Origin of the sequence: Halorientalis pallida (assembly GCF_049605515.1) — an archaeon.
GTDB classification, from domain to species: domain Archaea; phylum Halobacteriota; class Halobacteria; order Halobacteriales; family Haloarculaceae; genus Halorientalis; species Halorientalis pallida_A.
Window position 1 is genome coordinate 1039072 of sequence record NZ_CP187158.1, and the last position, 21018, is coordinate 1060089.

Annotated in this window: 22 protein-coding genes; 16 read left to right on the forward strand and 6 right to left on the reverse strand. The window is 67.6% G+C overall.

All coding sequences use genetic code 11. The annotated features are described in order from the left end of the window. Positions 1-52: 52 nt before the first annotated feature. On the reverse strand, positions 53-826 hold the full coding sequence (locus tag ACOZ4N_RS06990; RefSeq protein ID WP_424019211.1) for an SDR family NAD(P)-dependent oxidoreductase: 774 nt from the start codon (positions 824-826) through the stop codon (positions 53-55). A 220-nt stretch (positions 827-1046) separates the two neighbouring features. Here ACOZ4N_RS06990 and ACOZ4N_RS06995 point away from each other — a divergent pair, with 220 nt between their 5' ends. From ACOZ4N_RS06995 to ACOZ4N_RS07030, 8 genes are all read left to right on the forward strand, one after another. Continuing rightward, positions 1047-2552 (forward strand): hypothetical protein, encoded by a 1506-nt coding sequence (locus ACOZ4N_RS06995; RefSeq protein ID WP_424019212.1) that lies wholly within the window; start codon positions 1047-1049, stop codon positions 2550-2552. Positions 2553-2611: 59 nt separating this feature from the next. Then, entirely contained in the window at positions 2612-3331 is a 720-nt protein-coding gene (locus ACOZ4N_RS07000) for an ABC transporter ATP-binding protein (protein WP_424019939.1), read from the forward strand. Next, complete coding sequence (locus tag ACOZ4N_RS07005; protein ID WP_424019213.1) at positions 3328-4509, forward strand: ABC transporter permease; 1182 nt, start codon at positions 3328-3330, stop codon at positions 4507-4509. Before ACOZ4N_RS07000 ends, ACOZ4N_RS07005 begins: the two co-directional genes overlap by 4 nt. A 22-nt stretch (positions 4510-4531) precedes the next feature. Further along, complete coding sequence (locus ACOZ4N_RS07010; RefSeq protein ID WP_424019214.1) at positions 4532-5698, forward strand: ABC transporter permease; 1167 nt, start codon at positions 4532-4534, stop codon at positions 5696-5698. Between the two features lie 75 nt (positions 5699-5773). Continuing rightward, positions 5774-7351 carry a class I adenylate-forming enzyme family protein gene (locus ACOZ4N_RS07015; protein ID WP_424019215.1) on the forward strand — a complete coding sequence of 526 codons (1578 nt, stop codon included), beginning with the start codon at positions 5774-5776 and terminating at the stop codon, positions 7349-7351. A gap of 161 nt (positions 7352-7512) precedes the next feature. Then, positions 7513-8502, forward strand: a complete 990-nt coding sequence (locus ACOZ4N_RS07020; RefSeq protein ID WP_424019216.1) for an MBL fold metallo-hydrolase — start codon at positions 7513-7515, stop codon at positions 8500-8502. Further along, complete coding sequence (locus ACOZ4N_RS07025; RefSeq protein WP_424019217.1) at positions 8499-9224, forward strand: HAD family hydrolase; 726 nt, start codon at positions 8499-8501, stop codon at positions 9222-9224. Before ACOZ4N_RS07020 ends, ACOZ4N_RS07025 begins: the two co-directional genes overlap by 4 nt. A gap of 122 nt (positions 9225-9346) precedes the next feature. Further along, complete coding sequence (locus ACOZ4N_RS07030) at positions 9347-10129, forward strand: SDR family NAD(P)-dependent oxidoreductase (RefSeq protein ID WP_424019218.1); 783 nt, start codon at positions 9347-9349, stop codon at positions 10127-10129. 235 nt (positions 10130-10364) lie between these two features. Here ACOZ4N_RS07030 and ACOZ4N_RS07035 read toward each other — a convergent pair whose 3' ends face one another. Both ACOZ4N_RS07035 and ACOZ4N_RS07040 read right to left on the reverse strand, forming a co-directional pair. Then, positions 10365-11345 (reverse strand): LLM class flavin-dependent oxidoreductase, encoded by a 981-nt coding sequence (locus ACOZ4N_RS07035; RefSeq protein WP_424019219.1) that lies wholly within the window; start codon positions 11343-11345, stop codon positions 10365-10367. A gap of 63 nt (positions 11346-11408) precedes the next feature. After that, entirely contained in the window at positions 11409-12575 is a 1167-nt protein-coding gene (locus ACOZ4N_RS07040; RefSeq protein WP_424019220.1) for a CaiB/BaiF CoA transferase family protein, read from the reverse strand. Positions 12576-12827: 252 nt separating this feature from the next. On the opposite strand from ACOZ4N_RS07040, the gene ACOZ4N_RS07045 reads away from it, so the two are divergent. From ACOZ4N_RS07045 to ACOZ4N_RS07055, 3 genes are all read left to right on the forward strand, one after another. Further along, positions 12828-15230, forward strand: a complete 2403-nt coding sequence (locus ACOZ4N_RS07045; protein WP_424019221.1) for a hypothetical protein — start codon at positions 12828-12830, stop codon at positions 15228-15230. An 89-nt stretch (positions 15231-15319) separates the two neighbouring features. Further along, positions 15320-16540, forward strand: a complete 1221-nt coding sequence (locus ACOZ4N_RS07050) for an acyl-CoA dehydrogenase family protein (RefSeq protein ID WP_424019222.1) — start codon at positions 15320-15322, stop codon at positions 16538-16540. Between the two features lie 119 nt (positions 16541-16659). Then, positions 16660-17109: a universal stress protein gene (locus ACOZ4N_RS07055; RefSeq protein ID WP_424019223.1), complete on the forward strand. Its 450-nt coding sequence runs from the start codon at positions 16660-16662 to the stop codon at positions 17107-17109. A gap of 75 nt (positions 17110-17184) precedes the next feature. On the opposite strand, the gene ACOZ4N_RS07060 is transcribed toward ACOZ4N_RS07055, so the two are convergent. Further along, positions 17185-17433: a DUF7385 family protein gene (locus tag ACOZ4N_RS07060; protein ID WP_424019224.1), complete on the reverse strand. Its 249-nt coding sequence runs from the start codon at positions 17431-17433 to the stop codon at positions 17185-17187. A gap of 100 nt (positions 17434-17533) precedes the next feature. On the opposite strand from ACOZ4N_RS07060, the gene ACOZ4N_RS07065 reads away from it, so the two are divergent. Further along, entirely contained in the window at positions 17534-17983 is a 450-nt protein-coding gene (locus tag ACOZ4N_RS07065) for a universal stress protein (protein ID WP_424019225.1), read from the forward strand. 242 nt (positions 17984-18225) lie between these two features. After that, positions 18226-18495, forward strand: coding sequence for a DUF7538 family protein (locus ACOZ4N_RS07070; RefSeq protein ID WP_424019226.1), 270 nt, complete (start codon positions 18226-18228; stop codon positions 18493-18495). Between the two features lies 1 nt (position 18496). On the opposite strand, the gene ACOZ4N_RS07075 is transcribed toward ACOZ4N_RS07070, so the two are convergent. Then, complete coding sequence (locus tag ACOZ4N_RS07075) at positions 18497-18796, reverse strand: hypothetical protein (protein ID WP_424019227.1); 300 nt, start codon at positions 18794-18796, stop codon at positions 18497-18499. Positions 18797-18927: 131 nt separating this feature from the next. Here ACOZ4N_RS07075 and ACOZ4N_RS07080 point away from each other — a divergent pair, with 131 nt between their 5' ends. Together ACOZ4N_RS07080 and ACOZ4N_RS07085 are read left to right on the forward strand one after the other, a co-directional pair. Beyond that, positions 18928-19692 (forward strand): SIR2 family NAD-dependent protein deacylase, encoded by a 765-nt coding sequence (locus tag ACOZ4N_RS07080; protein ID WP_424019228.1) that lies wholly within the window; start codon positions 18928-18930, stop codon positions 19690-19692. A 76-nt stretch (positions 19693-19768) separates the two neighbouring features. Next, a complete protein-coding gene (locus ACOZ4N_RS07085; protein WP_424019229.1) occupies positions 19769-20167 on the forward strand; it encodes a cupin domain-containing protein in 399 nt (132 codons plus the stop codon). Positions 20168-20173: 6 nt separating this feature from the next. Here the strand turns inward: ACOZ4N_RS07085 and ACOZ4N_RS07090 are convergent, their stop codons facing one another. Further along, positions 20174-20413 carry a glutaredoxin family protein gene (locus tag ACOZ4N_RS07090; RefSeq protein WP_424019230.1) on the reverse strand — a complete coding sequence of 80 codons (240 nt, stop codon included), beginning with the start codon at positions 20411-20413 and terminating at the stop codon, positions 20174-20176. 111 nt (positions 20414-20524) lie between these two features. On the opposite strand from ACOZ4N_RS07090, the gene ACOZ4N_RS07095 reads away from it, so the two are divergent. Then, entirely contained in the window at positions 20525-21004 is a 480-nt protein-coding gene (locus tag ACOZ4N_RS07095; protein WP_424019231.1) for a redoxin domain-containing protein, read from the forward strand. Positions 21005-21018 lie beyond the last annotated feature (14 nt).

Consider the following 21018-nt stretch of genomic DNA (forward strand, 5'->3'; position numbering starts at 1 on the left):
TCGGTGCGACTCACGGGACGGGCCGAAAAAATCGAAGCGGGTTGTCGCGGACCTAGATGTCCGGATCTTCCATGATGTCCGGGACGCCCTTCGCCGTGATGGTCTCGCCGGTGATGTACGAGGACGCGTCGCTGGCGAGGAACTGGGCCAGGTCGGCGATCTCCTCTTCGAGACCGATCTGGCGGTCGACCTCCGAGCGGTCGATGTTGTCGGCGCTGACCCCCATCTGGCTCTCGACACCGGGCGTGGCGACGAAGCCAGGGGCGATGCAGTTCACACGGATGCCATCGTCGGCCCACTCGTGCGCGAGCGTCGACGTGAGGTTCGAGACCGCGGCTTTCGCGGCGGCGTAGTGGCTCATGAACGGCGCACCGCGATTGCCCGCGACGCTCGAGAAGTTGACGATCACGCCGCCGTCGCCCTCGCGCATGACCTCGCCCGCGGCCTGCGTGCAGTGGTAGGTACCGTGGAGGTTGATGTCCACGATTGTCTTCCAGCCGTTCTCGCTGATGCCCTCGAAGTTGGCCATGAAGGAAGCCCCGGCGTTGTTGACGAGGATGTCGACGCTGCCGAACTCCTCGACTGTGGCCTCGACCAGCGCTTCGACCGCGTCGCGCTCGGTCACGTCACACTCGATGGCGAGACACTCGCCGCCGTCCTCGGCGTTGATGCCCTCGGCGACCTCGTCGACTTTCTCCTGCTCGCGCGAGCAGATGACCACGTCGGCCCCGTCGTCGGCGAACCGCTCGGCGATGGACCGACCGATCCCCTGGGACGCACCCGTGACGATAGCGGTCTGGCCCTCGACTGCGAACTGCTCTCTCATCGTGCTGCCTCCGTTTCAGTTACCATTGTTAATCAACAATGCCGCGTTCAACCTCAATGTTAATAAATCTGCACATACAGGCGGGGCCGGCGGGCGGCGGGTCGGGTGTGTGAATTTCCCCGCTACCAATGTCAAGTAAAAAAATTCTAATGGGAAGAAGTGGGAGACCTACGCATAGGACGATGGTCCCCAACTGTCCTTCCCCTCCGAGGTTGCAGCCATGAGTAGCGTCCTCTCACGGCCGCTATCGGCGGTGACGGCGATCGCTATCACGGTGTTGCTGGTCGCGTCCGCGGCCGGCGCACCGCTCGCGGCTGCGAACACGGCGAACAGTACCCAGTCCGCCGGGCCACAGATTTCGCTCAGCAACGTGGAAATCACGCCCTCCCAGCCCGGTCCCGGCGATCTGGTCGAGATCAGCGCCGAGATCTCGAACGCGGCGGCCAGTTCCGAGTCCGCGGAGGTCCGGACGGTTCGGCTGGAGAGTCGGTCCGGCTTCGAGCGGTTCGGCCAGGTCAGAAATCTCGGGACGCTGACCCCCGGCGGGTCGGTGAACGCGCCGCTGACGACGACGTTCGAGGAACCCGGTGTGAAGAAGCTCCAGTTGACCGTCTCCGTCGAGACGGCCGACGACGAACTGGTCCAGTTCCACTATCCGGTGACGGTGGTCGTCTCCGAGAGCGGCCCGAAGATGAGCATCGACGTTGCTGGATCGGTCGGCAAGTACCGCGAGATCGCGGTCAACGTCTCGAACGGCCAGCGCGAGGCCATCCGGAACCTCGATCTCACCGTCGACGGCCGGAACGTCCGGATCGACGATCCGGAACGGCTCGACGCGAAGCTCGAACCCGGCACCAAGCGGACGTTCACCTACTCCGGGTCGGTTCCCGACGGTGACACGGCCAGTCTCACGGCGGTCCTCGAATACACGAACACGATGGGCCAGACCCAGGAACTGGAGCGGACGGTCAGCCTCGACACGCCGAGCGGGACCGCCGCCGTCGACGGCCCGCAACTGGCCCTCTCGGTCGCCGACGGACTGCCCGGGACGACCCGGCCGGTCAACGTCACCGTCGCGAACGGCCTCGACGGCGACCTGAGCCAGGTGGAAGTGGCCGTCGACTCGCCGGTCGCGACCTTCACCGCGAGCGAGCGCGTCACCTCCCGGCTCCAGGCCGGCGAGACCACCGACTTCCGGTTCCCCGCACGCGTCGCCGAGAGCGGCACCTACCCGGTGACGGTGACGCTGAACTACACCGACGACGGCACCCGCAAGCAGGTGACCGACCGGTTCCAGGCGGCGTTCGACGCGCCCCCCAATCCCGGCGACGTAGTGCTGACCGGCGTCGAAGCGGTCGCCAGGGGCGGGACGGTCGAGATCACCGCCACCGCGAGCAACGTCGGCTCCGACGAGGTGAAATCGGTCATCGTCTCGACGGGTGAGGCCGAGAACGTCGGGCGCAAGAAGTACTTCGTCGGGTCGGTCGACGCGAGCGACTTCTCGTCGTTCACGCTCACGCCGTCGATCCGGGGGAACGTCTCGACGGTCCCCGTCGAGGTGAGCTACGTGGTCGACGGCGTCCGGCGCAACTACACGACCGAACTTCCGGTCACGCAGGCCGCGATGCCGGATCGGTCGCCACAGCGAGGCGGGCTCCCCATCGTGCCGATCGTCGTGCTCGTGGCCCTGATCGCGGCGGTCGTGATCTACCGCCGGCGGGGGTGACCGCTGTGGCACCCGACCCGGACGAGGACGGATTCGGTGCCGGCACGACGGGTGAGACGATCCCGACGGACGCGATCATCCGCGGGACCGACGTGGTCAAGGAGTACGAGACGGGCGGGCAGGTCGTCCGGGCGCTGAAAGGCGTCGACTTCGGCATCGCGCCCGCCGACTTCGTCGCGGTCGTCGGTCCCTCCGGGAGCGGCAAGTCCACCCTGCTCAACCTGCTCGGCCTGCTGGACGTGGCGACGAGCGGCGACGTGCGCCTGCGCGGCGAGGACGTGTCGACGTTCACCGACCGGGAGCAGACACGGAAACGCAAGGAGACCATCGGGTTCGTCTTCCAGAGTTTCTACCTGATCCCGACGCTTACCGCGTTAGAGAACGTCGAGATGCCCCGGATGCTCGACCGGACGCCCACGAAGACGCGCGAGCGAGCGACGCAGTTGCTCGAACGCGTCGGCCTGGGCGACCGGCTCGACCACTATCCCGACGAACTCTCCGGCGGGCAGAAACAGCGCGTCGCCATCGCGCGCTCGCTGATCAACGACCCGGACATCCTGCTGGCCGACGAGCCGACGGGGAACCTGGATCGGGACACCGGCGACCGGATTCTGGAGTTGTTCGACGAACTCCGCACCGACGAGAACGTCGCCGTCGTCACGGTGACCCACGACGATTACGTGGCCGAGGCCGCGGACCGCGTCGTGACACTCATCGACGGGCGGATTCGGGACACGGAGAGCCGGCGGGCCAACTTCGAGGAGGGTCCCGATCCGTGAACCCGCTCCGCTGGCTCGCCGGGCGGTTTCCGACGCTGGCGCTGGCCCGGCGGAACCTCTCGCGTGCGACGCTGCGCTCGGCGCTGGCAATCACGGCCGTCGTCATCGGCGTCGTGGCCATCGGGGCCATCGGCACGGGCGGCGAGGCGTTCAAACAGGACCAACTGGAGGCCTACGAGGGCTTCGGCGGCACGGCGACCGTCGAGCCCGACATCAAGTTCGAGGACGGCAACCTGACCAACACGGAACTCTCGGACGGTGACATCGACCGGATCAGGCAGGCCGCCGGCAGTGCGACGGTGTTGCCCGTCCACGAGCCGGCCGGCTCGTTCGTCCAGACCCAGTCGGGGACGCTCCTGTTCATGGCCCAGGTGAAAGGGCTGGAGAACCCGGGCGAGTTCTACGAGGCCCGGAACGGGACGATCCCGGACAACTGGCGACGAACCGTCGTGATCGGGTCGCGGATCGCCGACCAGAACGATCTGGAGCCTGGCGACCGGCTCCGGGTCAACGTCACCGACGAGTTCGACCGGAGCTTCGAGATCGCGGCGGTGCTGGAGCCACAGGGCTTTAGCGCGCCGCTAGGGGCGGACCAGACGGTCTTCGTCCCGGCGTCGCAGTTCGAGAGCGACGGCTACGAGCAGGCTATCGTCCGGGTCGACACGACGACCGGGTCCGTCGACGCCGCGACCCAGGCCATCGAGCGGGAGTTCAACGCCCGCGAGCAGTTCGTCCGGGTCGAGCAGGTCCAGGAGCAACGCGAGCAGTTCACGGAGTTTTTCGGCACCGTCAACCAGTTCCTGATCGGCGTCGGCGCGATCTCGTTGCTCGTCGCTGCGGTCACCATCGCCAACACCATGCTGATGGCGGCCATCGAGCGCGAGAGCGAGATCGGCGTTCTCCGGGCCTACGGCTATCCCAAACGGGCGGTCGTCAGTCTCCTCGTCGCCGAGTCGACGATCCTCGGCGTGGTCGGAGCGGCCATCGGCGCACCCCTCGCACTCGGCATCGGGATGGCGGTCAACCAGCTCCTGCTCGGCGATCCGTTCGCGTTCACCGCGGCGGGACTCAGGTACGTCGGGATCGGCGTCGTCTTCGGCGTCGTGACCGCGCTGGTCGCGGGCCTGTATCCGGCGTGGAAGGCGGCCAACAAACGGCCCGTGGAGGCGTTGGACTGATGTCGGGGACGGAGGTGTGGCGATGAGCTGGCTCCGACGGATCACGGGCCGGTTCCCCTCGGTCGTCATCGCCCGGCGGAACATCTCGCGGGCACGCACGCGGTCGTTGCTGGCGGCCGCGGCGATCATGATCGGCGTCGTGGCCATCGGAGCCATCGGGGCCGGCGGCGCGGCGTTCAAGGAGAGCCAGCTCGACCGGATTCAGGAGCAGGGGGCGACGAACGTCTACGTCTCGCCTGGCTTCGACAAGGCGGATCGGTACTTCGACCGGACCGACCTGATGCGGATCGACGAGACGGTCGGCGGGGCCGGCATCGTCGCCACGGAGTCGCGCTCGATGGAGTATCGGGTCCGGTCGAATCGCCAGCGGTCCCTCTCGGTGACGTATCTCGACGACCCGCGCCGGCTCTACGAGGTCGCGGCGGGAGAGATTCCGACGAACTGGCGGCGCAGCGCCGTCGTCTCTCACGAGTTCGCGATGGACTACGACCTCGACCCCGGCGACCGCATCGTGCTGTCGCCGGGGACCGACGAGGGCGAGACCGCCGAGTTCCGGGCCTACCGCGTGACGGCCGTGCTGGCCGAAACCCAGGCGTTCGGCGTCGATCAGGTCTACCTGCCCATCGAAGCGACCGGTGATCGACGGTACGGGCAGGTTCGTATCACCACCGAATCGGTCGATGAGGCCGAGGCCGCGGCCACGGCACTGCGCGAGGAGTTCAACGGGCGGAAAGACACGCTGATCGTCTTCGAGCTCACGTCGCTCGTGCGCCTGTTCAAGTCCATCGTCAACGGAATCAACGTGTTCCTGGCGGGTCTGGGCTCGCTGTCGCTGCTGGTCGCCGGCGTCTCCATCGCCAACACGATGCTGATGTCGGTGACCAAACGACGCGAGGAGATCGGCGTCCTCCGGGCGGTCGGCTACTCGAAGGTCGACATCCTGCGCATCCTGCTCGTGGAGGCCGCTCTGCTGGGAGCCATCGGCGCGGGTATCGGCATCGCCCTGGCCCTGCTGGTCGTGCTGGCCGCGAACGCCATCTTCCTCGGGAGTCCCTTCGCGTTCACGTCGGGTTCCATCCTCTACCTGGTCGGTGCCGTCGCGTTCGGCATCGGCACCAGTCTCGTCGCGGGCGCGTACCCGGCCTGGCGGGCCGCCAACGAGCGCCCCGTCGAAGCCCTCAGGGGCTGACTACCGCTCACTTCCTACCAGTTCGCGTACGTGAACGACGGTAGTTATTAATGATGCTGAATGGTATCGGGTGCCATGGACTTTCAGGATCTCGGCGACGAACCGCTCGAGGGCAACGCCGCGGAATTGCACGACCGGACAGCGGAGGCCGACGGCGACCTGACGGCCGTCGAGATGGACGGCGAGACGCTGACACACGCGGAGTTACGGAACCGGTCGGCGGAGTTCGCCGGCGGGCTCCACGACCTCGGGCTGGAACCGGGCGACCGGATCGTCCTCTACCTGCCCAACGGGCCGACCTACGTGATCGCCTCGCTGGGTGGACTGAAGGCGGGGACACCGGTCTCGTTCATGAACCCACAGTACAAGCCCCGGGAGATGGTCCACCAGCTGGAGGACACGGACGCCGAGGCCATCGTCACCCACTGGTGGCTCCGGGGTACCGTCGACGACGCCCTGGCGGAGACCGACGTGGACCCGGTGGTCATCACGGCGGGCGACCGCGAACAGGTGCCCGACGACGACCACCACGTCGACGACGTGGCGGGCGACCCGACCCACGTCGACCGAGACGGCGAGGACGTGGCACTCCAGCCGTACACCAGCGGGACCACTGGCCAGCCAAAGGGCGTGCAGTTGACCCACCGGAACGTCCGCGCGCAGGGCATCGACATGCTGGTCGACGACGACGAGAAAGCCCCGTTGACGCCCGCGGAACTCAAGAGCCTGATCTGGTTGCCCATGTACCACATCACGGGCTTTATCCACTGCGGGTGGCAGCCGCTGCTGTACGGCGGATCGCTCCACCTCCGGAGCGCGATGCGGTGGGACGCCGCCGACGCGATGGCGACCATCGAGGACCTGGGAATCACCCACTTCGTCGGCGTCACGACGATGTACGTCGACATGGTCAACGACGACGCCTTCGGCGATCACGACCTGTCGAGTCTGGAGGTCGCGGCGGAGGGCGGCGCGAAGATGGCCGTCGCCGTCCAGCGTGAGTTCGAGGAGACAGCGGGCGTCGACATCACCGAGGGGTACGGTCTGACCGAGACCTGCGGCGCGACGCACACGGAAAACGAAACGGCGTTCGGCCACCGCGAGGGGACCGTCGGCCAGCCCCTCCAGATGACCGACTCGAAGATCGTCGACGAGTCGGGCGAGGAAGTGATGCCGGGCGAGGAGGGCGAACTCCTCGTCCGTGGCCCGCAGGTGATGAGAGGGTACCACCACATGCCCGAGGCGACCGAGGCGGCGTTCACCGAACGCGGCTACTTCCGGACCGGCGACGTGGCCCGGCGGGACCGGGACAACTACTACGAGATCGTCGACCGGAAGAAACACGTCATCGTCACCGCCGGGTACAACGTCTACCCCAGCGAGGTCGAGGAACTGCTCACCGAACACGACGCCGTCGCCGAGGCCGCCGTCGTCGGGATCGACGACGAGCGCCGGAACGAGATTCCCGTCGCCTACGTCGTCGCCCGCCCGGATGTCGAGCCCGGCGACGACGTGACCGCCGAGGAGATCAAACAGTTCGCACTCGACGAACTGGCCGAGTACAAACACCCCCGCGAAGTCGAGTTCGTCGACAGCCTCCCCCGGACGACCAGCGGGAAGATCCAAAAGTACAAACTCCGGGACGACGAGTGATCCACTAACTCGGCCCGGGACCGACTGGACGACTAAATCGTACACACCGTTAAATAAACTGCCCCAAATAACTGGCTCTGTTGCTGTTTTTGCAGGTATTAGTTTCCATTGTTGTGTTCTAGGGGAACGTTTATCTGTCGGAAGACTCTCCTATTCTGAAAATGAACGAGCAAGCAGAGCAAATGCAGGAGTCGACGACGGTTCATCGGTTGGAGTGTAGCGTGGACTGGCCGCCGGAGAACGTCGCCGCGTACTTCGTCGACTGTGCCGAACCGATTCTGTTCGACGCCGGGATGGCGGGCGAGACGGCCCGCGAGGAACTGACCGACGACATCGCGACCCACGGCTACGAACTCGCGGACATCGAACACCTGGTCGTCACCCATCCGCACACCGACCACATCGGGCAGGTACAGGCAGTCATCGACGCCGCCGATCCCGAAGTGTACGCTCCCGCCTCGATCCAGCGCCGCTTCGAGCGTGACCCCGAGGACCTGGGCGACACCGTCCGTGCGAACGCCAAGGCGGCGGGCGTTCAGGGCGAGTACCTCGACGACGCGGTGGAGATGTCCGTCGAATCGCTGAAACGCGACAGCAGTCTCCTCCCCAGCGAGGCCGTCGACCACTGGCTCGGCCGCGGCGAGACCGTCGAGGTCGGCCCGCTCACCGTCGAGACGGTTCACACGCCCGGCCACCAGGCCGACCACCTCTGCTATCTGGCCGAGTTGGACGGCGAGCGCGTCCTCTTTTCGGGCGACATGGCGCTGGGCACCTTCCGCCCCGTCGCGATGCACGTCGGTTTCGACGACGGCTACGAGGACGCCATCGGGCAGTTCTACGCCGCACTCGATACGCTGGCGGACCTCGACGTGGACCGCGTGTTCACCGGCCACGACGACCCCCACACCGAGTTCAAAGCGCGGGTCCAGCACGACCGCGAGAGTCTGGACCGCCTGCTCGACCGGACCCGGGAAGCCCTCGAGGACGGGAGCGGCTCGACGGCCGTCGAGATCGCGTTCCAGCGCTCGGGCGACCGAAACATGGAGTACCTGGTCATCGAGACCGCCAGCGCGCTGGCCCACCTCGAAGGCGAGGGCGTCCTCACGAGCGAGACGGACGACCACGGCGTCCGCCGCTACGAGGTCGCATGACCGAGTACGAAGCCGTCTTCTTCGACATCGGCGGCGTCATCGTCTCGCTCCCCTCGATCCGACAGGGCTACGTCGACTTCCTCAGGGAGTTCGCGACGGAGCGTGACCTCGATCCCGAGCCCGCACTGGAGACCTGGCGGGAACGGCTGGGTGAACACTTCAAATCCGCCGAAGGGACCGAGTACATGTCCGCGGCCGAGGGGTACCACAAGGCCTTCCAGGCCATCGTCGACGCCGACCTCGACCGCGATGACTGGGAACCCGGATTCAAGGCCGCGACGAAGGCAGCGATGGAGACCGAACCCAACGTCGTCGAGACCATCCAGGCACTGGACGACGCCGGCGTCTATCTGGGTATCGTCTCGGACATCGACACGCGCGAGGCCCACCGGATGCTCGACCAGTTCGGCATCGACGACGCCTTCGACGGCGTGACCACCTCCGAAGCCGTCGGCTACAAGAAACCCGACCAGCGCATGTTCGAGGACGCGCTCGGGAAGGCCGACATCGATCCCGCGACCGGACTGATGATCGGCGACCGCTACGATCACGACATGCAGGGCGGCACGGAGGCGGGCCTCGATACCGTTGCCTACAACGGCACCGCCTTCGAGCGCGCCGCCGAAGTCGGCCGGGACGGACACCGGGTCGTCGGCGACGACGCCATCGACTACGCCATCGAGGACCACCGGACGGTGCTGGAGATCGTCGGCGTCGAGTAACCGGCCCACAGGAGCGGCCCGCTACCGCTGTTTTTCGACGGCACTGTGGCCCCTACTGATAAACCCCCCTCCCTTCTGAGGAGGAACTGTTAACAAAGTGTGTTCGGTACTGGGCAGGTGCAATGGATTTCGGACTCGACGACAAGACGGCCCTCGTGACGGGGGGTGCGGGCCGCATCGGTGAAGAAGACTGCAAGACACTCGCCCAGGAAGGGGCGGAGGTCGTCGTCCTCGACGTGGACGAGGACGGCGCACAGGACGTGGCGGACGACATCAACGACAGCGACGCCGAGGGCGAGGCCATCGCCATCGAGTGTGACCTGACCGACCGCGATCAGGTCAGCGAGGTCGTCGACGACCTGCAGGACGCGACCGGCGGCGTCGACATCCTCGTCAACAACGCCGGCCTCGTGGACGCCGTGGGTACGGCCGGCGACCTCGACCCCAGCATCTGGGACCGCGACCTCTCGGTCAACCTGACGGGCACGTACAACATCACCCGCGAAATCTTCCCCAACATGTGTGACCGGGGCTGGGGCCGCGTCATCACGATGTCCTCGCTGGCCGGCTGGGAAGGCGGCTACGGCCAGATCTCCTACTCCACAACGAAGGCCGGCCTCATCGGCTTCGGGAAGACGCTCGCCCTGGAAGGCGCACCCGAGGGCGTCACCTCCAACATCCTCGCGCCGACCATCGTCGTCGGCGACCTCGCCGAACTGCCCCACGACCAGCTGGAGAACATCAACGAACACTGGGCCGACATCGCCCGCGCCACGCCGATGGACAAACTCGGCAGCGAGGAGGACGTCTCCAACCTCGTCGCCTATCTATCCTCGGAGCAGGCCGAGTACATCACCGGCCAGGTCATGGGCGTCACCGGCGGCGTCGATCTGTTCACCTACTGAATTTTTACTTCGGAGGGTGCCCTGCGGGCACCCCCATCTGCTCACGGGCGGCGAAGCCGCCCGTTCGCATGGTATGCGGGACCTTCGGTCCCGCACTACTCGCAAAAATTTAGTATAAAAACTTCCCGCGAGTCGCGCCTATGGCGCGCTCGCGGTGAACCGCGCTCGCTCCGCTCGCGCGGATGCTTGTTCAACACAGCCACTGCATCCTATCCGCTCGACAGCTTACCGCTCCTCACGCGTCCGGCGCGAGCGCCTGAATCGTCGACATCGCCATCTCGCCGGCGGCCTGCCGCGGCACCGTGATTATGGGCAGATCCACGAACCCGTCCTGTAACTCGGCCAGGCGCTCGCGGGCCTGCTCGGTCGTCCCGGCGACGCCGAGCGCGTGGACCATCTCGTCGGTCACCGCGGCCTTCGCCTCGTCGCGGTCGCCCGCCTGCCACCGCTCCGCGACCGTCCCGGCCTGGTCGGGGAACCGCTGGGCGACGGCCTTCCGGTAGCCCTCGCCGTTCCCGACGTAGTAGGCGACGTGACCCCGGATCGCGTCACGGGCAGCGTCGGGGTCGTCGTCGCTGACCGCCGAGGGGACGTAGGGTGCGACCGTGATCTGGCTGGCGTCCCGCCCCGCTTCGGCCGCGGTCCCCTCGATGTCCTCGAAGGCCTCGGGCAGGTCCGGGAACGGCACGTTGTGCGGAATCCAGCCGTCGGCCAGCCGGGCGACGACCCGCCGGTTGGCCGGGCCGAGCGCCGCGTGGTAGACCGGCACCTCCCGTCCCAGCGGCTCGAAGTCCTCGACCTCGAACAGCTTGCCTTCGTAGGAAACGGTGCCGTCGTCGGTCGAGAGGTAGCGCTGGGCGATGGCGATGGTCTCGTGCGCGCGCCGGACCGGGTTCTCGAACTCCATGCCGTGGAGGTCCTCGATGGCTTTGGCGGTGCTGACGCCGGTGCCGAGGACCATCCGGCCGTCGGCGTAGCGGTCGACGGTGGCCGCGGCCATCGCGAGGACGGCGGGTGTGCGGGAGAACACGTTGGCGATGGCGGTGCCCAACTGGACGTTGTCGGTCGCCTCGGCGACCGCCGAGAGCTGGACGAACGCGTCGCTCCCCCAGAGTTCGGGCATCCAGACGGAGCCGTAGCCAAGCTGTTCGGCGGTGGTCGCGACGCCGGTCGGGTCCATCACGTCCGCAGGCGGCAAGAGCAGGCCCGGTTGCATGGTCTCCGCAATCGCCGCCCCGGCACAAAAAGCTCCCTCCGGCGGAGCCGCCAGTATCGACGACTACTCGACGATGCCGTCCTCGCGGAGCGATGCGATCCGGTCGGCGTCGTATCCCGCCGCTTCGAGCACGTCGTCGGTGTGTTCGCCGTGCCCGGGCGGCGCGCCGGCGGCCTCCTCCGGTTCCGCGGTCGACTGAGCGGGGAACCCCACGCGGGGCACGGTTCCGGAGTGGTCGATCAGGTCACGAGCGTCCGCGGCCTCGCTGTCGAGTGCTTCGGCGGGCGTCCGGACCGGCGCGACCATCGCCTCGGTGTCGCCCAGTTCGGCCTCCCACTCGTCACGCGTCCGCTCGGCGAACAGGGCTTCGAGTTCCTCGCGCACGGCCTCGCGCTCGGCCGGATCGCCGGTCATGTGCGCGTCCGCGAGGTCCTCGCGCCCGACTGCCTCGCAGAAGGCGTCCCAGAACTTCGGTTCGAGCGCCGCGAGCGTGACGTAGTTGCCGTCGGCGGTCTCGTAGGTGTCGTACCAGGGGAGCGAGCCCGAGAGTTCCGTGTCGCCCGGGCGGGGGTCGCCGCCGGTGAGCGCGTCGTGGGCGACGGCCTGGGAGAAGGAGGCCACCACGTCGGTCATGGCCACGTCGACGTACTCGCCGCCGGTGTTGCCTAACTCGCGGGAGAGCAGGGCGCCGACGGTACTGAACGCGGCGAACAGCCCACCGGCCATGTCGCCGACGGGGTAACCGGGCATCTGTGGCTTGCTGTCCTCGTCCTCGCGGGTCATGTCCAGCAGGCCGGCCATGCCGACGTAGTTGAGGTCGTGGCCCACCCGGTCGGCGTGTGGGCCGTCCTGGCCGAACCCGGAGAGCGAGCAGTAGATCACGTCGTCGTTGACCGTGCGGACGGCCTCGTAATCCACACCCAGGCGCTCGACGACGCCGGGCCGGAACTGCTCGAACACCACGTCCGCCTCGGCGGCCAGATCGAGGAAGGCCTCCCGGCCGCGGTCGGTCTTGAGGTCGAGGGCGACGCTCCGCTTCCCGCGGTTGACCGCATCGAAGATGGCACCGACGCCCGCGTCGGTGTACGGTGGGAGGATTCGCGCGTAGTCCCCAGCGTCCGTGTCCTCGACCTTGATCACGTCCGCGCCGGCGTCGGCGAGCAGTTGCGTCGCGTAAGGGCCGGGCAACAGTCGCGAGAGGTCGAGGACGCGTACTCCGTCGAGTCGCATATCCCTCCTCCCGAGGCCACGACCATAAGCCCACGTCCCCAGCTGCAAGGCCGGCGACCGGTCGGGAAAGGTGGACTTACGGACTGGCGAATCGGGCGACGCTCGACGATGCCGTGCAACGGTCGGGCGCCTTTATTCGCTGGTTCGCGGTACGGGCGCGGTGTGCTGTGACGGTCCACAGCGACTGGGGGAGTTTCGAATGCACACACGAGTTCAGCGCACTGACGGACGTACAGACCGGCGGGGTGGCCGATGAGGACGGGTCTGTCCGTGACCGGTGCGGCGATCCTGGTTCTCGGCCTCGTCGCCGCCCTCGCGGTCGGCGGACCCACGGTCCTCGACTCGGCACCCGACGGCGTCACCGACAGCGAGGGGAGCGCCGGCCCAGCGGCGATACAGGCCTACGACGACGAACTGCGGAGTCTGGCGGCGGCGAGTCGCCAGAACGGTGACCCGAACGCGCTCACCCAGGCGCAGACGCAGGCGGCCCGAGAGGGCGCTCGGGCGGGCGCACGGCTGGTACGGGAGCAGGGAGTCGACGTGAGCCAGCGGCAGGTCGACGCGGCCGCAGCCGCCGCGGCGCGAGCAACGAGTCAGATGCAGGGGGCATCGGTCGAGCAGATTCGGGCCGCCGCGAGAGGCGCGAGTCACGGTGCCCTGGTCCAGCGCCAGGACGCCGAGATCGACCAACTGCAGGCGGTGGTCTACGGCGGGACGCTGGGCGCGCTCAGCCAGTCCCAAAACGCCGACGTCTCGCAACTCCAGGCCGCGGCAGCGGGCGCGAGCCACGGCGCGCTCGCGCAGCGGGGGAACGTCACGGTCGAGCAACGGCAGTTCGCCGCCGCGGGCGCGGCCGCCGGCTCGGTCCAGGCGGCCGTCCAGAGACGGCGCACCGCCGTCAGCCAGATTCAGGAGGCGGCGCAGGGCGGTGCCTACGGTGCCTTGCTCCAGTCACGGGAGATCGCCGTCGAGCAGGTCCAGGCCGCGGCCTTCGGGAGCGCGGGCGGCGCGATCACCGACGACGACGCCGATCCGAAGAAAGTCCAGGACGGCGCTATCGGCGGCGCGAAGGGCGCGCTGGTCCAGAGCCAGCGAGCCAGCGTCACCCAGATTCAGGCGGCGGCCCGCGGCGGGTCGAGCGGTGCGCTGATCCAGCGCCAGCGGGCCAGCGTCACCCAGATCCAGCAGGCCGCGGCCGGCGGCGCGGAGGGGGCGATCAGCCAGCACCAGCGGGCATCGATCCGGCAGATCCAGGCCGCCGCGTCGGGGGCCGCCCGGGGCACGCTGGTGCAGGTGCAGGTCGTCAACGTCGTCCAGATCCAACAGGCCGCGGCGGGTGCGGCAGCGGGCGCGACCGCGGCCGCGGTCCAGAACCAGGTGACCAACGTCGAGCAGATCCAGGCCGCCGCGGCGGGCGCGGGCGAAGGCGCGACCGTGCAGGTGCAGGTCGTCAACGTCGTCCAGATACAGGCCATCACGCAGGGCGCGGCCGCCGGCGCACTGAGCCAGGCCCAGACGGCGAACGTCGACCAGATCCAGGCCGCGGCCAGAGGGGCCTGTAACGGTGCTATCGAGCGTAGCCAGCGCCAGGAGATCGAGATCGAGCAACTGCAGGTGATCGCGGTGGAGGCGGCGGCGTCCTCGGCCAGCGAGGCCGCCCAGCAAGGTGTCACCGACACCGACGAGATCGCCGAAAACGCCCAGTCGGCCGCGAGCGCCGACGAGGAAGCACAGGAGGAACGGGACTACGAGAGCGTCACCGTCACGCAGGAGGGTCCCGAGGTGACCGTCGAGAACCCCAACGACGTGACGGTGGTCGTGACGCTGACGAGCGAGACCGGCGAGACGCTCGTCTCGGACGTGCCAGCCGGCGACAGCGTGACCGACACACCCGATCCAGGTGAGTACGACGTGACCGCCGAGACCGAGGACGGCGACCCGGTTCCCGTGAACGAACAGGAGGAAGCACGGATCGACGTTCCGGCGATCACGACCGAGCCACCGGCCACGACCGAAACGGCCACCGAGACTGCGACAGCGACCGAGACCGAGACTGCCACGCCAACTGAAACCGAGACCGAGACCGAATCGCCAACTGAAACGCCGACCGAAACCGAGACCGAATCGCCAACTGAAACGCCGACCGAAACCGAGACCGAATCGCCAACTGAAACGCCGACCGAAACCGAAACGCCGGCCGGGGAAGCGCCACCCGGTGGCACCGAGACGGAACCGGCGGACGAAACCGAGACTCCGGACGAGTCTGAGCCGTCGCCGACCGAGACGCTCACCGAAACGGAGCCGACGGAGGACGAGCCAGCGGAGACCGAGGAACGGACACCGACGGAAACTATCGAACCGCCCATCGAAACCGAAGAACCGGTCGAGACACCGACAGAGCCACCACTGGATACCGAGACCGAACCACCGCTGGAGACTGATTCACCCGACACTGAACAGCCACAGGAAACGGAAACCGAGCAACCGGTCACCGAGCCACCCGTGACGGACGAACCGATTCCGGGGCGGGAGGGAACCCCCGGCACGACGACGCCGGGACCGGGGACCCCCGACGAGGGCCTCGGCCTCGGGGTCGCCCTGGCTGGTATGGTCAGTTCCGTCGGGCTGGCCGTACTCGCGGCGCGCCGGCGCTGATCGAGCCGGGTTCCCGCCCGTGGCCCCGCGGGCGACGCCGATCAGCTGGAGCGGTGGATTCATAGCAATGGCGCGCGTTCGCTTGCGCCATGGCAACAGAAAACAAGAAACGGTCGGTCAGTTTCGACACGGGCGAGGAGACGCGGCTCATCCTCGACAGTCTCGACGAGTTCATCGAGCAGGAAGTGAAACCGATCAGGGACGACCTGGGCGAGACGTGGGAGAACCCGCGACTGCGCCACGAGGACGACGGGCGGCTGGTCCCGGAAGTCGTCGATGCCATCGAGACCATCCGGAAAAAGAGCGCCGACGCCGGCTACTACGCGATGAACCTCCCCGAGGACGTGGGCGGCGAGGACGTCTCGAACGTCACCTGGTACCGGGCGAAGAAACACGTCGCGAGCCACGGGATCGGCCTGACCGAGTACGTCCTCGCGGGTCCCGAGGGCCCCAAGCCCCTCCTGATGCAGGCCGAGGGTGAACAGGTCGAGAAGTACCTGAAGCCGGCCGTCGCAGGCGAAGTTTCGACGGCCTTCGCCCAGACCGAGCCCGGGCAGGGGTCGGACTCGCCGAACATGGACACCCACGCCGAGAAAGACGGCGACGAGTGGGTCCTGAACGGCCAGAAGCAGTGGATCACGAACGCGCCCTACGCGGACTTCGTGCAGGTGTTCGCGCGGACGACACCCCAGGAGGAGGCCGGCCGCTACGGCGGGATCACCTGCTTCATCGTCGAGGCCGACGAGTTCGAACTCGGATCGATGAACAACGCCGTCGGGCTGGAGGGGATGCAGGCCGAGTTGCTGTTCGACGACGTGCGCCTCGGTGAAGATCGGGTGCTGGGCCAGCCAGACACCGCGTTCTACAACGCCATGGACTTCCTCTCGCTGGGCCGGCTGGAACTCGGCGCGGAGGCGGTGGGCTACGCCGAACACCTCATCGAGAAGGGCGTCGAGTACGCCAACGACCGGGAGGCCTTCGGGCGACCCATCGGGAAGTTCCAGGGCATCTCTCACAAACTCGCCGAGGGGCGAGCGCGGAACTACGCCGCCGACGCCGCCGGCCTCAAACTCGCCTGGCAGATGGACCAGGGCGAGCAGGCCATCGAGGAGTCGTCGATCTTCAAGTACCTCGCGACGAACGTCTACTTCGACATCGCCGACGACGTGGTGCAGGTCCACGGCGGCAACGGGCTCTCGGAGGACAACCCGTTCATGGACCACCTCCACGTCGCCCGCATCCTCCGGGTCGTCGAAGGTACCGACGAGATCCAGCTCAACACCATCGCGAAACAGCTGGGCGTGTCGTAAGCGTCGACGAGACGGGGCTGGGTACCTGTCCGGCCGTCGTCGAGCGTTGCGGGGGCCACTCCCGTGGGTTGAGAATCGCAGTGTGTATTTAATCGACCGGCCCCCCAACGCCGAACTGTATGTACGACCGGATCTTGCTCGCGACGGACGGCACTGTCGCATCGGACGACGCCGAAGCGCACGCCATCGAACTCGCGGCTGCCAACGATGCCGTCCTGCACGCCCTCTACGTCGTCGACGAGAACGTCGTGACCGCCTACAGCGGCGACGAGTACGTCGACGAGAGCGAAGGCCCGGAACACGGGCTCGAGGAACTGGGAACGGAGCGACTCGCGGCGATCCGCGAGGCCGCGGCCGAAGCGGGCGTCGAGGTCGTCGACGAGATACGGCACGGCCAGCCGGCCGACACGGTCGTCGCTTACGCCGACGAGGTCGACGCCGACCTGCTCGTCCTCGGGACGAAACGGCGGCCCGAGGAGTACCGAACGCTGCTCGGAAGCGTCACCGACCGTGTCGTGCGGTTGACGACTCGCCCCGCGACCGTCGTGAAGACCGAAGTGACCGAGTGACCGACCGACGGGGCGAGCCTGCAAGACCAGCCCGGAACACGCCGTCGAGCTTCCGACGGAGTCGGGTCGGCGTGGTCAATGTCGGAACATCAGGATGCGGTCGGGTTCGTGCCGGATACAGAACGGCGTCACCGACGACGGCGTGAACGTGTTGTCGGTCTTCTCGGAGACGAACAGTTGCTCGAACGGTTTCCCGCAGGCCGGGCAGGCGTACCCCTTCTTGTTCGCCCAGTGGCTGGTATCGCGGGTCTCCTTGCGGAGTTTCAGCCCGTGTCGATAGTCGTGGATGTCGATGGGACCGTCACCGTCGCCCAGCGTCTCCATGCGGGATGGCAGGTCACGGAGCGATATCAATGTCCGGAGCGGTTCGGGAGGCGTTGCCGGCTCCCCGGGCGTTAAGACGCGGGCTGGAGAACCCAACTGCATGACGCTTCTGGTCCCGTTCGACGGTTCGGCGCTGTCCCGGACGGCGCTCGAACGCGCGAGCGAGTTCGCCGACTACCGCGACGAGTCGGTCGTGGCGCTGACCATCATCCCCGACGACGAGGAGTTCGCCCGCGAACGCGGCTGGATCGACGAGGACGGCACCTACGATCAGGCCGCCGTCTGTGAGGAGTTCGAGCGCACCGTCCAGGAGGTCGCACCGAACGCGACCTATCGGTGTGAACACCCCGAGACCAGCGACTCGATGACCGCGACGGTCATCGACGACATCACGCGGACGATCAGACACGTCGCCGACGACGTGGACGCGTCCATCGTGTTCATCGGCAGCGAGAACGCCGGCCGGGTCTCGACGCCGGTCACCAGCGTCGGGAGCCCCGTTTCGGAGGACCCGCGCTACGACGTACACATCGTGCGACACTCCGACTGATCGCTCACACTTCCTCGACTCACGGGCCCCACAGCGACCGCTTATAACTGGCCGATGATATCGTGAAGAAAACTGAACCACAATGGGTTCGTTGAATCAAGTGCGGTTCGCTCCCAATCCCGAACCGGTTTTCCCCCTCCCTCTTTCCGCTCCCCCTCTTCGAACGTTTCCGAGTAGTGGTGCCTTCCGGCAGACCTGTCCGTGACCGAAATCACTAGCCCGTGGCTACCCTACGACGGGGTATGACTGCTGTCCTCGACGGACTGGCCGAGCAGGACGGGTGGCGCGTCGAGAACGCCGCGGCGCGCGTTCACTACGACGGGGGAGGTGAGCGCTACAGCATCGAGTACTACGAGCCGAGCGACTGCGTGGTCTACTGGAAAGTCTCGCCGGACGGCGATATCGCCGTCCCGGTGGGACGTGACACGGTACCGACGCCGCTACGCGAGCGGATTCGCCAGGACCTGGCCGCGGCCGATATCGACCCCGAGGTCGAGCGGCGATCCCTCTGACTCACATGGACAGGTGGTCGTCGTCGTCGGCCTCGCGGCTCCGCCCGTCCGTTTCGGCGTCCGCGACTGCCGCCTCGACGGCCGACTGACTCGCGCCCGTCGGCGGTTCGACCACCGCGTCGATCACGGCCGTCGCCGTCTCGCTCTCGGTGTCACCCGACTCGTCCGCCGCGTCGCTCTCCGACCCAGCCTCGTCGACCATGTCGTCCCAGAGCCGGTCGATCTCGGCCGCCAGCCTGGCCGGCAGTGGTTCGGAATCCGAGTCTTCCCGTTCGCGGTCGGCGACCGATTCGGCTGGCATCAGTGTGGTACTTGCACCCACACACGGATAAACACAGTGCCAAATTACCGGATCGTTCGGGCAGGAGAGATTCGCCGAACGGAGCGGGCGATCCGGTGATTTTAATCCCGCAGGCGGTCTGTGACAGTGGTATGAGCGTCGACGAGTCGGACGTGCGGGCGGTGGCCAGGGCGATCCGCGACGCGGAGTCGGTCGTCGCGTTGACCGGAGCCGGCGTCAGCACCGCGTCCGGGATCCCGGATTTTCGCGGCGAAGACGGCATCTGGGAGCGACACGACCCGATGGACTTCCACATCGACCGCTTTCGGGCCGATCCCGGTGGGTTCTGGCGCGACCGCGTGCAACTCCAGGCGTCGGCGTTCGACGACGGCAACGTCGCGCCCAACGCCGCCCACGAGGCCCTGGCGGCTCTCGAATCGGCGGGCCACCTCGACACCGTCGTCACACAGAACATCGACGGGCTCCACCAGGACGCCGGCTCCGAGGACGTGATCGAGATCCACGGCTCCGCCGCGCGTGTCGTCTGCCGGGACTGTAGCCAGCGGTTCGACGCCGAACCAGCCATGGAGCGGGCCCGGGACGGCGACCTCCCGCCGACCTGTGACGACTGCGACGGGACGCTCAAACCCGACACCGTACTGTTCGGGGAGCAGTTGCCCGAACACGCACTGATGCAGTCACAGGCCAGAGCCGAGAACGCGGACGTGTTCCTCGCGGTCGGCTCGTCGCTGACCGTCGAACCGGCCGCCTCGCTCCCGCGGGTCGCCGCCGAACGAGGCGCGACGCTGGTCCTGGTCAACCTCGAATCCACACCGCTCTCGGACCGTGCCGACTACGACTTCCGGGCGGACGTGACCGAGGCGCTCCCGGAATTGCGCCGAGCGGTCGAGGAGTGAGAGCGGTCGCGGCTGTCCTCGGCCGGCGACCTCGCCCCCTACGCTTTTGGTGTGACCGGGCGTGGGTTGTGCCGCTATGGAGTACGAAGTGCTCGACACCGAGGACGTACCGGTCACCGACCTGTCGGAAGTCGAGGGCGTGCCGCCGGACCTGGACATCCGCCCCGTCGGACGGACGATGGGACTCGACAACCTCCACGTGACGCTGTGGTACTTCGAGCCCGGCGAGGAGATCCAGTATCACGCCCACAGCGAACAGGAGGAACTCTACTACGTGATCGAGGGCGAGTTCTCGCTGAAGCTCGGCCGGTCCGGTGAGGAGGAGACGATGGAGGTCGGCCCGGGTGCGTTCTGGGCGGCCGGCCCGGAGATCGGCCACGGCCACCGCTACGTCGGCGACGACGAGGGCGTCGTCCTCGCGGTCGGCGCGCCGGCGGTCGAGGACCCCGGGCTCGACCCGCACAGCCTGGACTGAAACGGGTCAGGCGTAGCTCTGATCCAGGTATTCGAGGATGCGCTCGGACTCGGCCATCGTGATGCCGCGGTCCTCGTCGACGACGACGGGGACCTGGCGCTGGCCCGAGATCCGCTTGACCTCGTTGCGTCGGGAGTGCAGCCCCTCGACCCAGACCGACTCGTAGTCGATGTCCAGTTCGTCGAGGCGGTCGACGACGAGTTCGCAGTACGGACAGCCCTCCAGCCGATAGAGTGTCATCGTCATACCACCCGCTATGGAGGCGGCTGGCAAAAAACTGCGGCTCGGGGTCGTCGCCGGACCCACCGTGCCCGTGCCTTCGCCGGGGTTTTTGAGGGAGGCACCCCATGCCCGGGTATGCCACCCACCGACGGCGACGAACTCCCGGATTTCGAGGCACTGTGCTGTGACGGCGAGACGTTCCGCTCGACCCACCTCTCGGCGGCCGTGGGTGACCGCGGCGCGGTCCTCGTCTCGACCGGCTTCGTCTACAGCGCCATCGCACAGAACTGGTGGAAGCGCTTCCAGAAGTACGGCTGGGACGACTTCGAGGACGTACCCGTTCTCGGGATCAGCCGGGACGGGCCCTACGCCCAGAACGACTTCCTGCGCTGGCTGGGCCGCCCGCCGTTCCGGATGTTCGCCGACGTGAACGGCGAAGTCTCCGAGGCACTGGACCTGCTCACCGACCGCGATCACATGGCCAACGTCGCGACACCCTGGCGGTCCGTCTTCGTTGTCGATCCCGATCTGACTGTGCAGTTCGCCTACGTCGCCGACGAGTGGATCGGTCCGCTCCCCCACGAAGACGTGGAGGCGGCCGTGGCCGATCTCTGAGTTCGGCCGGACGT

What these genes read in the sequence shown, in the direction of transcription:
- ACOZ4N_RS06990 (WP_424019211.1), bottom strand. Translation starts at nt 826, where the DNA reads ATGAGAGAGCAGTTCGCAGTCGAGGGCCAGACCGCTATCGTCACGGGT.
- ACOZ4N_RS06995 (WP_424019212.1), top strand. Translation starts at nt 1,047, where the DNA reads ATGAGTAGCGTCCTCTCACGGCCGCTATCGGCGGTGACGGCGATCGCT.
- ACOZ4N_RS07010 (WP_424019214.1), top strand. Translation starts at nt 4,532, where the DNA reads ATGAGCTGGCTCCGACGGATCACGGGCCGGTTCCCCTCGGTCGTCATC.
- ACOZ4N_RS07015 (WP_424019215.1), top strand. Translation starts at nt 5,774, where the DNA reads ATGGACTTTCAGGATCTCGGCGACGAACCGCTCGAGGGCAACGCCGCG.
- ACOZ4N_RS07020 (WP_424019216.1), top strand. Translation starts at nt 7,513, where the DNA reads ATGAACGAGCAAGCAGAGCAAATGCAGGAGTCGACGACGGTTCATCGG.
- ACOZ4N_RS07025 (WP_424019217.1), top strand. Translation starts at nt 8,499, where the DNA reads ATGACCGAGTACGAAGCCGTCTTCTTCGACATCGGCGGCGTCATCGTC.
- ACOZ4N_RS07030 (WP_424019218.1), top strand. Translation starts at nt 9,347, where the DNA reads ATGGATTTCGGACTCGACGACAAGACGGCCCTCGTGACGGGGGGTGCG.
- ACOZ4N_RS07035 (WP_424019219.1), bottom strand. Translation starts at nt 11,345, where the DNA reads ATGCAACCGGGCCTGCTCTTGCCGCCTGCGGACGTGATGGACCCGACC.
- ACOZ4N_RS07040 (WP_424019220.1), bottom strand. Translation starts at nt 12,575, where the DNA reads ATGCGACTCGACGGAGTACGCGTCCTCGACCTCTCGCGACTGTTGCCC.
- ACOZ4N_RS07045 (WP_424019221.1), top strand. Translation starts at nt 12,828, where the DNA reads ATGAGGACGGGTCTGTCCGTGACCGGTGCGGCGATCCTGGTTCTCGGC.
- ACOZ4N_RS07050 (WP_424019222.1), top strand. Translation starts at nt 15,320, where the DNA reads ATGGCAACAGAAAACAAGAAACGGTCGGTCAGTTTCGACACGGGCGAG.
- ACOZ4N_RS07055 (WP_424019223.1), top strand. Translation starts at nt 16,660, where the DNA reads ATGTACGACCGGATCTTGCTCGCGACGGACGGCACTGTCGCATCGGAC.
- ACOZ4N_RS07060 (WP_424019224.1), bottom strand. Translation starts at nt 17,433, where the DNA reads ATGGAGACGCTGGGCGACGGTGACGGTCCCATCGACATCCACGACTAT.
- ACOZ4N_RS07065 (WP_424019225.1), top strand. Translation starts at nt 17,534, where the DNA reads ATGACGCTTCTGGTCCCGTTCGACGGTTCGGCGCTGTCCCGGACGGCG.
- ACOZ4N_RS07070 (WP_424019226.1), top strand. Translation starts at nt 18,226, where the DNA reads ATGACTGCTGTCCTCGACGGACTGGCCGAGCAGGACGGGTGGCGCGTC.
- ACOZ4N_RS07075 (WP_424019227.1), bottom strand. Translation starts at nt 18,796, where the DNA reads ATGCCAGCCGAATCGGTCGCCGACCGCGAACGGGAAGACTCGGATTCC.
- ACOZ4N_RS07080 (WP_424019228.1), top strand. Translation starts at nt 18,928, where the DNA reads ATGAGCGTCGACGAGTCGGACGTGCGGGCGGTGGCCAGGGCGATCCGC.
- ACOZ4N_RS07085 (WP_424019229.1), top strand. Translation starts at nt 19,769, where the DNA reads ATGGAGTACGAAGTGCTCGACACCGAGGACGTACCGGTCACCGACCTG.
- ACOZ4N_RS07090 (WP_424019230.1), bottom strand. Translation starts at nt 20,413, where the DNA reads ATGACGATGACACTCTATCGGCTGGAGGGCTGTCCGTACTGCGAACTC.
- ACOZ4N_RS07095 (WP_424019231.1), top strand. Translation starts at nt 20,525, where the DNA reads ATGCCACCCACCGACGGCGACGAACTCCCGGATTTCGAGGCACTGTGC.